Here is a 15,859-nt window from a genome sequence, read left to right as displayed (position 1 = left end):
AATTGGAGAACATATTCATGGCAAAAGAACGCCCACCTTTAGAAGAGATGACCTTACGGCAACTGCGTAGAGTTGCCAGTGAGTACGGCATCTCACGGTATAGCCGGATGCGTAAGGCGCAGTTACTGGCAGAAATTCAAAAAGTCCAACATACCAAAATCTCGCTCAGTCCAACTAGCACAGTGGAGGCACAACCAGAAGTGGAAGCATCTAAATTTGAACTCGGTCAAGACGATCGCACTGGCGGTGATCTAGCATCTGTAGACGAAGGATTACCTGATTTACCCGCCGGGTATGGTGAAAGTCGGATCGTCCTCATGCCCCGCGATCCTCAATGGGCGTATACCTACTGGGATATTCCTAACGAACACAAGGAAGATCTGCGGCGTCAGGGAGGACAGCAATTAGCACTGCGGATTTATGATGTCACCGATATTAACCTGGAATACCAAAGCGCCCATAGCATTCAGGAATATCCCTGTGACGAACTAGCACGGGAATGGTACTTACCTCTACCCGTTAGCGATCGCGACTATACAGTAGATATCGGTTATCGTTGTGCCGATGGTCGTTGGTTAATCCTAGCCCGTTCTACACCTGTCCGTGTTCCCCCTGTTTATCCCAGTGACTGGATTGAAGACCAATTCATCACCGTTAACTGGGATGAAGAACTCCAAGGCAAAACCGTATACGAGTTGGTTCCTCCCAGCAAGCGCCAACCTGTTACCGCAGATACCGCCCATACCGACAACCCCATCTACGACGAAATCTTTGGCATGGCGAAATCCGCCGAAGCCCAGCGCGTCGCGGGTTCTATGTACGGTTCAATGCAGCATGTTCCTGGATCGATGGCTCCGTCTCAATCCGTCAGTTCCTACATCTTCCCCTCTGGGGTGGGGATGTGGGCTGTACCCACCATGTCTGGCTTAACCATGTCCGGTGTTGGCATGTCCGGAGTCGGGATGGGGATGTCGGCGTCTATGCCACCCATTCGTCCTCGTCAGTTCTGGTTGGTTGCCGATGCTGAATTGATTGTTTACGGCGCAACCGAACCCGATGCCACCGTAACCATTGGCGGGCGTCCAATTAAACTGAACCCAGACGGAACCTTCCGCTTCCAGATGTCCTTCCAAGATGGTTTGATCGACTACCCGATTATGGCAGTGGCAGCCGATGGCGAACAAACTCGCTCGATTCAGATGAAATTTACCCGCGAGACGCCCTCCCGCCATACCAACACTAAAGAAGAAATGGTTCCCGAATGGCTCTAACAATTACAGTGTGAAGCACAAAGGATAACCACGAACTATCGTTAATCTTGCCACTTCACACTTCATCCCGAATCTTTCATACTTCTAGAAGTGTCCCCTGACGACTGTCGGGGGATTTTTTTACGAAATTCTCTGGAAAAAACAAGATGAAACCCGAAGAAATTACGGTCAAGCTGACAGAACTTTTTAATTCCCAGGCGGTTCAACAGGTAGAATCAGGGACGTGGCAGGTGGAAACACCTCAACTGAGAGTGTTAATCCTGCTATCGTCCGACCAGTCTTGGCTAAGAATTTTGGTTCCCATAGCATCGGCTCAAGAGGCTCAACCCTTTCTGGAACAACTCCTAGAAGCCAATTTTGATGAAACTCAGGACACTCGCTATGCCCTGAATCAAAATGTGCTTTGGGGCGTCTTTCAACATAAGCGGGAGACGCTTGACCCTGATGATTTTGGTTACGCAGTCATACGATTGGTTGCCTTGTGTCAACAGGGGTTAGAGTCCAGCTTTGACCAGTTTGTAGATCGTCAAATTCGTCAAATCATTAGAGCGGCAAAGCAGCAAGGGCAATCATTTCATGAACCGCGCCTTACTTCGTGAAGACGCGGATTGACAGAGGGAACCTGTCAGGAAGTCATGAATAGGGCATGAGTTGGTAAGGGGTAATCACTGCTGAACGCTTCTCTAGTTCAGCTTAAATGTAGGTTCAGGAATCTCTGAAAACTGGGTAAATCCAGGACACACCCTTACCAATGCCTTAAGAGACGCAAACATTTTACACGAGTGGATTATCTCTATGAATCGTGTTCCAGTAGTTAGCAAAGAAGGAAAGCCACTGATGCCCACTAAGCCATCCAGAGCTAGACGGTGGGTTAAGGAAGGCAAAGCTGTCGGGAAATGGTCGGACTTGGGTGTATATCACGTTCAACTCACCGCACCATCGGCAGAGGAAGTACAACCGATTGCTGTCGGAGTAGATCCCGGAAAATCTTATTCTGGCGTCTGTGTCCAGTCCGCAAAGTTTACCCTGCTGCAATTGCACCTGATTCTTCCGTTTGGTCGCGTTAAAAAGCGGATGGAAACCCGCGCCCTGCTACGACGATCTCGACGGTCTCGACGAATTAACCGGGACGTTCCGTTCAAGCAACGTAACCATCGGCAATGCCGCTTTGATAACCGCAAACAGTGCAAACTCCCCCCATCCATTAAAGCCTCACGGCAGTTGGAATTAAGGGTAGTCAAAGAGTTGGCGGCGATATTTCCGGTAACTGCGATTGGTTATGAGCGAGTTAAAGCCGACATAGACCAAACCCAACGCAAACGAGCTAAGTCGGGCAAAGGCTTCTCTCCGGTAATGGTTGGGCAAAATTGGGCAATATCCCAGATGGAAAAAATCACCCCTGTCTACGTCCGGCACGGCTGGCAAAAAGATGGAAACGGCACATCTCAACTCCGAACCCAGCTAGGTCTACAGAAGGATAAGGCTAACAAGTCTATAGCCAAACCGGATACTCACGCGGTTGATGGAGTGGCATTGGCTTGCGGCTACTTCGTCAAATATGTTCAATTTAGTGGATCTAACTCTCGCGGTTACACCCACAGAGGCAGCGTCGGTATTACTCCCTCTCCGTTCAAAATTATCACCCGCCCTGGTGCGGTGAAACGGGGAAAAGAGTACGGCTTTTTCCGCCGTCAATTGCACTTTGAAGTGCCGGATAAGTCGGGGACAAGGAAGCGCAAGGGTGGGACGATTACCCCGTTTGGTCTTAGGGTTGGTGACTTAGTAAGAGCCGAAAAAGCCGGGAAAACTTACATTGGCTACGTCAGCGGGTTCACCAAGACTAAAGATACCCAGAAGGTTTCTGTTTGTGACTACACCTGGAAACGTATCGGACAATTTGCTCCCAGTAAAGTCGAGTTAATCAGGAGGAATAATGGATTGTGTGTAGCCTAAAGGGGAGATGGACGCCTCCATTCTTCCTGCATCCCGCTATCCCTCCTCGGATTACGAGAGTTGAATCCGAGGACTCCCACGTTCATGTTGAGACAACCTTGCAAACTCTGGATCGCTTTTATCGGGAAGGTTTGATGGGTGAGATGGAATCCAGAGAACAAACAGAAGAAGTCTTGGCACAATGGCAACGGCGCTTAGAACGTCTTTGGTCAGAAGTAGAACCCTGAAGGAGTGACAAGAAAGCTAAAAGGGAGACTGGGTGTAGGGTATCGGGTATGGGAGAAATTCCTTGCTCCTGAAGGGATGAAAATACCACCGTCAGTAGAGACGCACCAGGGCGTGTCTGCACTTTGGCATCGGTAAAAAACTGTGCGTACACATGACAATAGACGCGCAAGCTGCTCCTGCTTGGGCTAAACCCTCCTCGAAGAGTAGAGTAGGAAATCAGACGCGATATTCAGGCGCTGGAATCTATAGTATGAGCTTAGGAGCAGTTATTCCAGAACAATTAGTCACTGGGGGCGCTCAACGATGAAAGAGTCGGAGAGTAAGCTTTTAGTGAAGATTTTTTTTAAGGGGCAGATTCTGGGACAACTGACACCTGTTTGGGTGGGTATTATCAGTCTAAATGCATCAACGGCGTTGGGTACAACTCCAATGTCTGTGTCACCAGTGAGCCACAACCCTGTTCATTTCCCTAATCTTATGGAACTCTCTCACCAGCAATCTCAGCAGGTAGAAGGCTCTCAGAAGGTAGAAGGCTCTCAGAAGGCAGAAAATGACTTTAGGACAGAGGAGGACTGGCTCCCAGGACAAGAGTTAAATGGCAGAGTAGACGGAGATAATCACGCTTTAAACGAACAGGAGCTAACTAAGGATCTCCAGTACGGGGAGAGAGAAGCTGAGGAAGCCTGTAGAGAGCAGCCCAATCGTGCTGAACTCGAATCTTGCGATCGCTCTTTTGATCCAGAAGCGTCTCACTCCAAACCATGGGATCAAGAGTCGCTAAGGGTCAACCCTCTCTCACTCAGTCAGGGCGAGTTGAATCACATTGGGATGAGCCAAGAAACGGTGGACGTGAAACTCATCCCTACACACTCATCACTCAACCCTATTTTGACCCCAGATCACGCTTACCTGGATGAGGTTCCGATCGCACAAACCCCGCCCACGATTCCCAACCCCGAAACCATCCAACCCAGTCCAGACGATCGTTTTCCTCAACCCACACCTAGTCCTGAACCCTTACGTCCTGATGAGTCCCCACCGTTGACCCAACCCGAACCCACTCCCTCTCGTCCCACAAATTCTAACGTGGAGGCTATTCAAATCGAGGAAATTAATGTCACAGGTAGCACCATCTTTGAACCCGAGGACTTCGCTCCCATTGTCCAACCCTTGGAAGGAGAAGCCGTTACCCTGCAACAACTCCAACAGGCTGCTGATGCTATCACTCAACTCTATTTAAATCGTGGTTACATCACCTCAAGAGCCATTCTAGTAGACCAGGTGATTACTGATGGTGTCGTAGAGATTTTTGTCCTGGAAGGGAGTCTGGAGGAGATTAAAATTGAGGGGATTCGTCGCCTTAAACCCAGTTACATCCAGAATCGGATTCAGCTAGGCGTCAGCACACCCCTAAATACCGCTCGCTTGGAAGATAAATTGCGGCTACTGCGGGCGAATCCCTTATTTGAATCTGTAGACGCCAGTCTTCGCGCGGGTAGTCAACCGGGAAAGAGCAATTTAATTATTCGTGTCGTTGAAGCCAATCCCTTTGAAGGTAGCCTCACCACCGATAACTATTCACCGCCGAGTGTAGGTTCAGAACGATTGGGCGTAAATGGACGCTATCGTAATCTGACCGGGTATGGGGATGAACTGACGGCGAGTTACTTCTATTCCACCACTGGTGGCTCAAAGGTGATTAACATGGGCTATCGCCTTCCCCTGAATCCAAAAAATGGCACCCTGCAAGTGCAAGCCAGCGTTGATCGCAATCAAGTCACAGCCGAACCTTTTCCTAGCTTAGGTATTCAGATTGAGGGAGAATCTGAACAGTATGAGATTAGTTTTAATCAACCCTTAATTCGCACCTCCCGCGAAGAATTAGCCCTATCCCTAGCTTTTAGCTTGAGAGACAGTCAGACATTTTTTTTTAATGAACCCTTCCCGTTAAGTCCTGGGGCTGATGCTGATGGGATAACGCGCACCAGTGTGATTCAATTTGGACAAGACTACCTACGTCGTGATTCTGGGGGAGCGTGGTCAGTGCGATCGCTCTTTAGTCTGGGTACAGGGTGGTTGGATGCGACTGTTAATCCCGATCCTGATCCGGATGGACGTTTTTTGAGCTGGCTGGGTCAGATCCAACGAGTCCAAATTCTCAGTGATGGTCATTTTTTAATTATGGGGGCTGACATTCAACTGACTCCCAATACTCTTTTACCGTCTCAGCAATTTGTCATTGGTGGCGCTCAATCCGTGCGAGGCTATCGACAGAATGCTCGAATTGGAGATAATGGCGTGCGATTATTCTTAGAAGACCGGATCACCTTAGAGAAAAATGCATCCGGTGCGTCAACGTTCCAAATTGCGCCATTTTTCAATGCGGGTTGGGTGTGGAATAATCCTGATAATCAGAACCCTCTACCTCAAGAGCAGTTTTTAGCCAGTCTGGGTATGGGGATACTTTGGCAACCGCTACCCGGATTAAATTTGCGCCTTGACTATGGTTTACCCTTAGTGGAACTGGAGGATCAAGGTGAAAATGCTCAAGATGAGGGATTTCACTTTTCAGTTCGCTATCAGTTTTAATCTGAAGTGTCCCGTGGGGATGTATAGCAAAAGGCAGAGGGCAGAAGGCAGAAGGCAGAAGGCAGAAGGCAGAAGGGAAAAGATTGACTGGTAAAGGTTTCGGTACCTTCATTTGTCCTAATCGCTAATATAGACTGCTATACTACATGAGCTAATTACCGCAGGATAACGATTATTCCCAAGGAGATTTTACCTGAAGTAATTGATGTAATTTTTCGTTTTTCTCTGGTGGCATATCAAGCGCCTGATTAAACGCTTTCCACTGTTCGTCATTAAGGCGGAACAATATCCAATCTAGCAATGCCTCTCACATTGATAGGGAAATCGCGATAATCCAGATGAGGAAAGTGATTGGCTGGGTAAGCAGAAGAATAGGCGATCGCACTACTGGCGTAGCATACCTTAATTGGTGGATGAGAATTGTAGGGGCGCAAGGCTTGCGCCCGGTTTAACCGTCAAATCTATCCCACAATTTTAGCTGTGTCAGTCCACTACATTTGAGCAAAATGTTCCATCAGCATCCGATGGATAAAGATATAACCACCACCAACTTTGCGTAAAAAACCCCGTTCCGCCGCGTAGTCTAGGAAACGAGCATAATTCCAAGGCGCAAAGCCTCGCAACCAGAGAATCACCCGCAGCATGAAGTGTTGAATCAGAACAAAACCGGCACACACGGAACCTTTTCCACCTGCCATTGCACCAGTCAACCCAACCGCTAATCCGATACTGATGGTTTCATGAATTCCTCCCCTATCATAACGTAATCCACAAAACATTCCGACAGGAAAAAAGATGCAAAAGAACAAAAAAGCATTCTTGGCGGATCTCCAAATACCCTGGTTGGGAATTATTGTTTGAGAAACGCTTACTCCTTTGTCTAAGAAACCAACCAACCCAGGTAGTAGAGTAGACAATGCTAACTCAGTCCAAATGACACTGACAATATAAGCTGAATCACCGATATTATATCGGTCAGTAAAAAGCCAGCGACCAAGGATATAAATTGAACCACAGACTAGACCTATTGTCGCATATATTCTAGCTTGTTTCCAGGATGTTTTGACTGCATCAATAATTCCTATTTCTATTCTAAAGCGACTTAATAATACTGCTAAAACAACTCCGTCAACCACCAGTGGAGACACAATCTCTCTCCATTTTTCATCAAAACTTCCTTGAGCAATTGCATAGACCCATGGTGCGGCAATGATCACATATATTAGTCCAGACAAAATTCCTGATATAACATGAGGGATGTTTCTGTTTAGACTTCTGGGCATAACTTGAAGGAAAAAATTAGAGAGTACCAGATGAATCAGACTTGATGTTATCCCAGCTACTATAGAAGGAAAGGCAAAAGATATTTGTTCGCCTAAATCATCTGTCACCTGTGTGCCAAAATGCAAAACTCCAATCAAACCAGCTATCACTCCCCAAATGAATAGGATGCCAATATGATATATCAAAGTATCAATACCTCTGGGTAGCCAATTTTGTTGAATTTGCTCAATCAGAAATATCTGTTTAGACTGTTTTGGCTGTTGTAGCATCCTTTGTGCTAACCAGGTTAACCAATGTTTCGCATTTTTGTCTGAATAAGAATCACCGCTTTGCTCTCGCTTAAACTTCTCTTCAACGTAAGTGTCAAGCAAGTTTTTCTCCCGTTCAGAGAATGAGTTAATTCCTGCCAAGTCTTCCCGTGATTTTTCTTGATAGGCAAAGGTCATTATATTCAGAGTTAGCGGATTTTCAGCTAAGGATTGAATGGTTAAGTCTTCTGGAAACAACACTTTAACACCGGGTAATGTGTCCTGGTTATCATCAAGATAGCGGTTGACTTGATTTGATGTAATTGGCTTATACAAAACGGCACATTGACAGTCAAGTCTTTCTGAAATTAGGTTATATTCATTGAGCCGACTACAAACCACCATTTCAGTTTTTTCATGGCTTCGCAGAAACTGATTAATTGCCCGAATACAAGCCTCTCGTTGCCAATCTTGATTGACTTCATTATCTAAAGCACCGATTTCATCTAAACCATCTAAAAGCAGTAGCAATTGCTGGTTTTTAATTAAGGACTCGCAGATAAATCGCGGGAACTGATAGAATCTATTCAATTCTTCAACCAGCCACTTATCCAAGGATTTTTGTTTCCTATCTGCACCCCAACTAGAGAGATTAAGGACTACAGGAATTGGTAAAGTGTTATCTTCCCTGGCGTCGTTAACTAATTCACGAGCAATTTCTAAAAGTGCAGTGGTTTTGCCCGCTCCGGGTTCACCGAGAATTAGCATTGTTCTTTTGTTTTCCAGTTCACCAAATATATCAATGGCTCTGGTTCCTTCAGGTAAGACTTGATTCTCTTGGTTGAAACTCTCCGCATTCGTTACTGTTACGGCATTGAAGTTTTTTTCCAAGCCTAACTCAATCATGTGTTCAAGATGCAATGATTTTTCGAGGACTCCTTCAATCCATGATTTTTGCACTAAATTCAGTAATATTTGACGCGGATTATTTTTGCCCTGGTTATCTTTTACGTTTGATTCACTACCTGTGTATCCGCGTAATTTATGCCAATTCATTTCTGCTTTAGCTAGATTGTGATGGATGACGGGTAACCAACTGACCTTGGGAAATTGCTCGTTTATCTCTGGATTCTGTATATATTCTTTTACCTTAATCCGAGCCTGCTGCACAGAACTATATAGGGAAAAACCAGTCGTAAAAAAATCAAGAAAATACTTCAAAAACTCTTGTGCTATTTTATCGGGAACAGGTTCTCGCCAAACAATAATTTGGGCAATATCCAAGTCGGCGAGTTGACGGGCTAATCCTAACCCATCACAGGAATTAAAAATGGCTAACTTTAATCCTTTATCAATCGCCGCTTGAATGGCGTTTCTGATCTCTTGAATATTCAAGACTTCCTCTGGATTAAGATAGAGCAATCCTGTGTTAACATCTACATCGGTTTTACTATGCCCAGAAAAAAAGAGAATGTCCCAACGTTCATTTAAGATGAGTTCCAAGTCTGAACGTCTAGGTTGTCGGAGGAAGACACAATAGGCTCCTGGTATTTGTCGGAGTAATCGTCTATCCGCTTCGACATCAATATTCTCACTATCTCCGAGAATACATAATATTTTGACTCGTTTCGGTCTGGCTAATCTTTGTTCAGATATATCGCTAATAGGGTCTAATTCAGTAAAGGATACTGCCACATCAGTAAAACCTTTTGTATGAAATAAATCCAAATCCCACCAATGCCAAGGCAATTTTTCTAATAGATTTTTGGTAGCTTCATTGTTAATATTCTGGGTTTGGATCACCAATTGAATCTCGGTTGATTCATTTATCTCCAGGATTGGCTCTAATCTTTGTTTAACAGGAGCAAGCCAATCATTAAGATAAATGCGTAAGGATTCAATCTCTTGATTACACCCAAAAATACTTACATTCGTCACTTGACTTTTAAAGCCAGCTCTAGTATTCATGACAGCATAATAAATATCTTGCCATTTTTGATAAGTATTGATGAGTGCAGGATAGTGAGGTAAATTCCATTGCAGGGAATAATTATTTTGAGGTTTACCTATTGTTCTAATCTGGATAGTCGTTTGACCAAATCCCTCAATAAAACTACCATCTCCTAGTGTTAGGATAACTTGTGTAATCATTTTTTCCCTTTATCAAAAACTAAGCGACAAATTTTTCAATCACAGATTCATTGTCTAGAGACAGTTGAACTGTCACCTGTTTTCCCGGTATCTGAGTAAATTCTAGCTGAATCCAATTATCAGCTTCCCTTGCCATAACTTCCGCCGAGTCTAATTTGCCTTCTGATTCACCTTCAAGAGTTACTTTCAGTTTTAATCCACGAGGTAAATACTCTTGTTCTCCCAGGGGATGAACTTGAATTAGCACACCGATTTCTTGATTTTCTTCCACCCAAATACTAGCAACTAAAGCGAATCCCTGCCGATTGACTAATAGTCCTAAATTAATCTTTTTGGCTCGTTCAATCTTTTCCAGCTTGATTGCATCCATGGAACTCTTAAACGCCAACTTTCTCGGCACTAATAGGGTTTCTATCCCTTGCCAAACCAGATCAAAAATACCATCAAACCATTGACTCAAATTGACTAAAGGTTCTGGCTGCGTGGAAATGACATCAATTAATTGATCAAGTGAACCCAATTGCCGAATGTCCAGAACTCCCGTTGCTGCGGTTTTCGTAAATCCTAGCAGCTGAACTGTATCCAAATTCTCACTGAATTGCACGCCGAGATAACCAATCCTGTTGTCCCGAATTTCTGGAGGTAAAGATACAGTCGTTTCTCCAGGTAACACAGGACGACATTCTAGTTTACCAATAGTATCAATAACTAAATCGGCAACGTTCCATCGATTTCTGAGAATGGGATGCCAAGAGTCACCTTGAGTTACGTCAGTTTTAACTCCTAACCACTTGAGATATCGGTGAACGGCATAAACCGCTAAGGTATTCAAGTAAACTTGTTTACTTTTTTCAACGTTGACTTGTTCGCTGGCAAATTTACTAGCACGGGAATGTGCTTCAATACCGAGTGGAACTTCTAAAAATTGGTTTTCTTGACTGTTCATAATTATTCGTTCCTTGAATATCCTAGAGCCTCTAAAATTTGTTGCAAGAGTGGCAGACACCTGTTTTTCCAGTGTGAGTTGAGAGTCTGGTAATTGACACCTAACTCTCGGCTGATTTTAGCCAAAGGTTCTGGAGGTTCTTGAAAAAGTAGTTGTTGACAAAGATACTGACAGTGACAATTAGGATGTTGGCGAGGGTGGCAATTTTGCAAGCGCTTTTCTGGATCTTCTGTAACATAGTTATGAAATCTTTGCCAAATCATACGATTCTTTTCTCTTCTTCGTTCTTCAAGATAAGCATCAAGTCCACTCAGCTTAGGAGGATTAAATCCAGTTTCTGATAGTTGATCAAGCCACCTTGTTTGATTTCCATCATTTTCATTGATGAGAACATCTAAACTGTATTCTTGATCAGATTGGCTATTTTGATATAAATCCTTGATTCTCCACCTTAAATATCCGTTAATCCAATTCACTAAGCTTCTTTGAATGGACAGATGTGGCTTGGGTTGAAACGTACAGATATTTTCACTAACCCACTCCCAAGTTTTGTCTAAAGCTTCAAAATAAAGGGGATGAGACGATTTACATAGTTGGGGTAATTGCTGAAGTGCAATTAGTAACCGATTAATTGCTTTCCGTCTCTCTGAGGATGTGAGACCCATATTACCACAAATCAGAGCAATTGCTTGTTGGAATTGTTCATCTGTCATGTTCATCGTTTTTTTTTATAGCTGGAGTAGATTCCTCAGACATACCTGATAACTGAATAGCTAAACAGCCAAGATTGAAAGCAAAATCATAGCATTTTCCTGCACCTAACGCATCATAGAAACCGACAGCAAAGTTAATTGCCGCCTTGTCTCCAATACCCTGTTTCATCCCAATTACATAATCAATATACTGACTAATTGCTGTCGCTTGAATTTCGGAGTAGCAGGCGTTGAGCAGTACACATTCTACTTGAGTAGAAAAAAGTTTAAATAAATTAGCCAATGCTTCGGAATCAACAAATTTAGTTCTCCCGCTTTCATCCTCAAAGACTAATCCTTCGTTTCCCTCTCCATGACCACAAAAATGAACAATTTGTGGTCGAACATCTAGAATAGCTCGATAAATATCCCTTGGACGTACTGCCCATTGTTGTTTTAAAACAAATTGCTCACGTTTCTGAGAACGTTGTAGCCCAATATCAATTTCGCGGACTTCCTCATCTAAACGAAGCTTTGAGGTTCCTTGAGGATTAGCGGCTAGAATCAGGATTGATTTGACTAAGGCGCTATTATTGTACATTGGCTCCTCCTTTGAAAAATCCCTGAAGTGAAAAAAGCGAAGCTCTTGGATACAAATTTAAGAGTTTTAGCCTTGAATAATGCTCTAAAAGCTTCGCTTCTAATGGGACTATAGCCCCTAGAGTGACTGAAAACTTTTCTGAGTAAGGGATAGAAGTCGAACCATTAATTTACGGTAACCGATCTACGGTAACGGCTCTAACTGATCCTCCCCTCTGATTACCCTGAGCAAGGATACTGTTAAGTACCCGCTGGAAACGAGGATAATGATTGGGTAGAGTTCTTAACTCTTTCGCCGCTTCCCTTCTGACGCGACCAGTATGATGACCCCCCCAAACACGAAAGTCGTAATCAACCACTCGGAAATTACCTTGGCGATCGCGCTGCAAAAAAAGTCCAACGCGAATATTATTATCTTTCACCCATATTCCGCCTACTGGAACTTTCCCAACGATATTAAGCCTCATCCGGTCAGCGCTAAACGTTTCAACGTTGATAGACTTCCAGTTCACTTTATTAGAAGCATCACGGGCTATATTTAAGATCCGTGATTCTGAGCGGTACAACCGTGACGAGACATATTGAGCAGTTACATACCGTTGCCGTTGAGCAATTTCAACAGTTCCTGTATGATTAAACAGTCCCTGACTTGAATGTGAGGGATAGCTTTGAGTATAAGCACTGGCGAAAGCACTAAGAGGGAACGCCAATGCCAATAATGTAGAACTCAAAAGAGCTTTTACTTTCATAGTGATCATCCTCATTGACTAACTATGTGTTAAGGCTGTATTCAACTAACCTTCTATATTTATCTCAGGGGTAGAACAGAAATTTATGAAAATTTGCCTAATGAAGCCGAACCGAAAGACGGTAAAACCCTGAGCCTGAAGGCATTTCAAGTTTTGAGTCAAGTCGCGATCGCACTCTCATCAAATAGGTTGACTCCTTCCTCGATGCCAGTAGAGACGTAGTATGCTATGTCTGAACCATCTCCAATCCTCTGCTTACAGTTACTGACTGAAAAGACTATGATTGATTGGGTATCATGTTTATGCAAACCTGCCCCGTGACTTCATCTCATCGTTCCCATTCGTTGCCTGATCCGTTAAATGCATGGCATACCCAATCCATAGACGATTCCCTTGCCCAACTGGATAGCAATCCCCAGACGGGTTTGAACTCTGAACAAGTCAGAGAGCGATCGCAATACTACGGATTGAATGAACTCGAAGAAACTGCGGGTCGCAGTTCTTGGGTGATTCTTCTGGATCAGTTCACCAACATCATGCTGATTATGCTGATTGTGGTGGCAATCATCTCCGGAGTCATTGATCTGATCGATTGGCGACAAGGAGGATTAGAGGCGGGTCAAGTTCCATTCAAGGATACAATCGCGATTCTATTAATCGTTATTCTTAATGGTGTCTTGGGCTATCTCCAAGAAAGTCGTGCTGAAAAAGCCCTCGCCGCCCTGAAAAATCTAGCCTCTCCCAAAGTCCGTGTCCTCCGCGAGGGTAGACCGATGGAGGTGGATAGCAAACAGCTTGTCCCTGGAGACATTATGCTCCTGGAAGCGGGTGTGCAAATTGCGGCTGATGGACGGTTAATTGAGGAATCAAACCTCCAGATCCGGGAATCGGCTTTAACTGGAGAAGCGAACGCGGTGAATAAGGAAGCTGCCCTCACTTTAGCGGAGGATACCCCTTTAGGCGATCGCATTAATTTAGTCTTTCAAGGTACCGAAGTCGTTCAAGGTCGTGGTACCGTCTTGGTTGCAGCCACAGGGATGAAGACGGAACTGGGACGGATTGCGGAAATGCTGCAAGGGGTGGAAAGTGAACCGACGCCCTTGCAACAGCGGATGACCCAATTGGGAAATGTCTTGGTCAGTGGTTCTCTGATCTTGGTGGTGCTGGTTGTTGTTGGTGGCTTAATTCAAAGTGGCGGGGATTTAGGTGTTCTGCAACAACTGGTGGAAGTGTCCCTGAGTATGGCGGTAGCGGTGGTGCCAGAAGGCTTACCTGCTGTAATTACCGTTACCTTGGCACTAGGAACTCAACGCATGGTACGTCGCCATGCTCTGATCCGTAAACTTCCAGCCGTGGAAACCTTAGGGAGTGTGACGACGATCTGTTCGGATAAAACGGGTACCCTGACTCAAAATAAGATGGTTGTGCAATGGGTAATCACGCCCCAGCACACGTTCCAAGTTACGGGAGAAGGGTATGCGCCTAACGGGGAATTTCTCATCGCCGAGACAGCCGTTTCTACCCAAGAGTATCCCGAATTACAGGTCTTACTGCAAGGGTGCGCCCTCTGTAATGATGCTATTTTGCAGTATGAACAGGATGATTGGCTGATTTTAGGAGACCCCACTGAAGGGGCATTAATTACCTTAGCCGGGAAGGGGGGTGTTGATAAAGAACCGTTGCGGCGTCAGTTTCCTCGGGTCGGTGAAATTCCCTTTTCCTCAGAGCGAAAGCGCATGAGTGTAATCTGTCAAGGGTCAAATGGCTCAGTGGGAACGAATGATGGACAAGGAACCTACCTGATGTTTACCAAGGGTTCCCCTGAGTTAGTCTTAGAGCGTTGCCATTCTTTGCAGGCGGGCGATCGCACCGAGGTATTGACCGACGAGCAACGGACGGATATTTTGCGACACAATAATCAAATGGCTGGGGCGGGATTGCGAGTCTTGGGGTTTGCCTATAAGCCTCTAGATGCTGCACCTGATGACGGGGTAGATTCTAGTGAAACGACTGAGCAAGAGTTAGTTTGGTTAGGGCTGGTGGGGATGTTAGACGCCCCTCGTCCAGAAGTTATGGATGCCGTGCGCCGTTGTCGGAATGCGGGTATCCGCCCGGTGATGATTACAGGCGATCATCAGCTTACGGCTCGCGCGATCGCTCATGCGTTGGGTATTGCGGATCAACATGATCGGGTTCTCACGGGTCAGGAGTTACAAAAGCTTTCCCAATCGGATCTTGACAACCAGGTGGAAGAGGTGAGCGTTTATGCTCGTGTGTCTCCGGAACATAAGCTGCGGATTGTCCAAGGGCTTCAGCGTCAAGGTGAATTCGTGGCGATGACGGGGGATGGGGTAAATGATGCTCCCGCCCTGAAGCAAGCGGATATCGGGATTGCTATGGGGATTACGGGGACAGATGTGAGTAAAGAAGCCAGTGATATGGTATTGCTGGATGATAACTTTGCCACGATTGTTGCTGCCACGGAAGAAGGTCGCACGGTTTATGATAATATCCGTCGCTTTATTCGTTATATCTTGGGCAGTAACATTGGTGAGGTGTTAACGATTGCCGCAGCACCGATTATGGGACTCCAAGATGTTCCCCTGTCCCCGTTACAAATTCTCTGGATGAACTTAGTGACTGATGGCTTACCTGCTTTAGCGTTGGCGGTAGAACCGGCTGAACCGGATGTGATGAAGCGTCCTCCCTTTAGTCCCCGTGAGAGTATTTTTGCCCGGGGGCTGGGTGCCTATATGGTGCGGATTGGGATTATTTTCGCCATTGTCACGATTATTTTAATGGCGCTGGCTTATGACTATTATCCACTCCACTGGAAGACGATGGTCTTTACCACGTTATGTTTGGCTCAGATGGGACATGCGATCGCGGTTCGTTCCAATACTCGTTTAACGGTTGAGATAAATCTGTTCTCGAATCCCTATTTAATTTGGGCAGTCACGGTCACGACTATCTTACAATTGGCATTGGTTTATGTGCCATTTTTACAAAATTTCTTTGGTACAGAACCGCTCACGCTTACTGAATTGCTGATTTGCTTAGGATTTAGTACGTCATTGTTTATTTGGGTTGAGTTGGAGAAACTGTTTATTCGTTGGTACAAGAATCGGTGATTGGTCAGGGAACAGGG

General features: G+C 45.1%; 14 protein-coding genes. 7 read left to right on the top strand and 7 right to left on the bottom strand.

What is annotated here, in order from left to right; all coding sequences use genetic code 11:
* The first annotated feature begins 17 nt into the window (after window positions 1–17).
* The 5 genes from RIC07_RS19695 to RIC07_RS19675 all read left to right on the top strand — a co-directional run bounded on the left by RIC07_RS19695 (window position 18) and on the right by RIC07_RS19675 (window position 6,041).
* Window positions 18–1,271, top strand: coding sequence for a DUF4912 domain-containing protein (locus tag RIC07_RS19695; protein ID WP_446396003.1), 1,254 nt, complete (start codon window positions 18–20; stop codon window positions 1,269–1,271).
* A gap of 146 nt (window positions 1,272–1,417) precedes the next feature.
* Window positions 1,418–1,870 (top strand): hypothetical protein, encoded by a 453-nt coding sequence (locus RIC07_RS19690; RefSeq protein WP_446396002.1) that lies wholly within the window; start codon window positions 1,418–1,420, stop codon window positions 1,868–1,870.
* A gap of 196 nt (window positions 1,871–2,066) precedes the next feature.
* Window positions 2,067–3,224, top strand: coding sequence for an RRXRR domain-containing protein (locus RIC07_RS19685; RefSeq protein ID WP_446396001.1), 1,158 nt, complete (start codon window positions 2,067–2,069; stop codon window positions 3,222–3,224).
* Window positions 3,212–3,451 carry a hypothetical protein gene (locus tag RIC07_RS19680; RefSeq protein ID WP_446396000.1) on the top strand — a complete coding sequence of 80 codons (240 nt, stop codon included), beginning with the start codon at window positions 3,212–3,214 and terminating at the stop codon, window positions 3,449–3,451. Before RIC07_RS19685 ends, RIC07_RS19680 begins: the two co-directional genes overlap by 13 nt.
* A gap of 304 nt (window positions 3,452–3,755) precedes the next feature.
* Entirely contained in the window at window positions 3,756–6,041 is a 2,286-nt protein-coding gene (locus RIC07_RS19675; protein WP_446395999.1) for a ShlB/FhaC/HecB family hemolysin secretion/activation protein, read from the top strand.
* A gap of 172 nt (window positions 6,042–6,213) precedes the next feature.
* Here RIC07_RS19675 and RIC07_RS19670 read toward each other — a convergent pair whose 3' ends face one another.
* The 7 genes from RIC07_RS19670 to RIC07_RS19640 all read right to left on the bottom strand — a co-directional run bounded on the left by RIC07_RS19670 (window position 6,214) and on the right by RIC07_RS19640 (window position 12,711).
* A complete protein-coding gene (locus RIC07_RS19670) occupies window positions 6,214–6,327 on the bottom strand; it encodes a type II toxin-antitoxin system TacA family antitoxin (RefSeq protein ID WP_446396032.1) in 114 nt (37 codons plus the stop codon).
* The gene (locus RIC07_RS19665) at window positions 6,314–6,475 is read right to left on the bottom strand and encodes a hypothetical protein (protein ID WP_446396036.1); all 162 of its coding nucleotides are present in this window, start codon (window positions 6,473–6,475) and stop codon (window positions 6,314–6,316) included. Before RIC07_RS19665 ends, RIC07_RS19670 begins: the two co-directional genes overlap by 14 nt.
* A 57-nt stretch (window positions 6,476–6,532) precedes the next feature.
* Entirely contained in the window at window positions 6,533–9,724 is a 3,192-nt protein-coding gene (locus RIC07_RS19660) for an NACHT domain-containing protein (protein ID WP_446395998.1), read from the bottom strand.
* Window positions 9,725–9,743: 19 nt separating this feature from the next.
* On the bottom strand, window positions 9,744–10,670 hold the full coding sequence (locus RIC07_RS19655; protein WP_446395997.1) for a DUF1822 family protein: 927 nt from the start codon (window positions 10,668–10,670) through the stop codon (window positions 9,744–9,746).
* A 2-nt stretch (window positions 10,671–10,672) separates the two neighbouring features.
* Window positions 10,673–11,383, bottom strand: a complete 711-nt coding sequence (locus RIC07_RS19650; protein ID WP_446395996.1) for a hypothetical protein — start codon at window positions 11,381–11,383, stop codon at window positions 10,673–10,675.
* Window positions 11,373–11,963 carry a CHAT domain-containing protein gene (locus RIC07_RS19645; protein WP_446395995.1) on the bottom strand — a complete coding sequence of 197 codons (591 nt, stop codon included), beginning with the start codon at window positions 11,961–11,963 and terminating at the stop codon, window positions 11,373–11,375. Before RIC07_RS19645 ends, RIC07_RS19650 begins: the two co-directional genes overlap by 11 nt.
* Before the next feature lie 169 nt (window positions 11,964–12,132).
* Window positions 12,133–12,711 carry a hypothetical protein gene (locus RIC07_RS19640; RefSeq protein WP_446395994.1) on the bottom strand — a complete coding sequence of 193 codons (579 nt, stop codon included), beginning with the start codon at window positions 12,709–12,711 and terminating at the stop codon, window positions 12,133–12,135.
* A gap of 93 nt (window positions 12,712–12,804) precedes the next feature.
* On the opposite strand from RIC07_RS19640, the gene RIC07_RS19635 reads away from it, so the two are divergent.
* Together RIC07_RS19635 and RIC07_RS19630 are read left to right on the top strand one after the other, a co-directional pair.
* A complete protein-coding gene (locus tag RIC07_RS19635) occupies window positions 12,805–12,933 on the top strand; it encodes a hypothetical protein (protein WP_446395993.1) in 129 nt (42 codons plus the stop codon).
* A 74-nt stretch (window positions 12,934–13,007) separates the two neighbouring features.
* Entirely contained in the window at window positions 13,008–15,842 is a 2,835-nt protein-coding gene (locus RIC07_RS19630) for a cation-translocating P-type ATPase (RefSeq protein ID WP_446395992.1), read from the top strand.
* Window positions 15,843–15,859: the final 17 nt, after the last annotated feature.

Source organism: Coleofasciculus sp. E1-EBD-02, from assembly GCF_040218245.1.
Classification (GTDB): domain Bacteria; phylum Cyanobacteriota; class Cyanobacteriia; order Cyanobacteriales; family Coleofasciculaceae; genus Coleofasciculus.
Note: the sequence above shows the minus strand (reverse complement) of the source record. Positions and strands in the feature narration are given on the sequence as shown.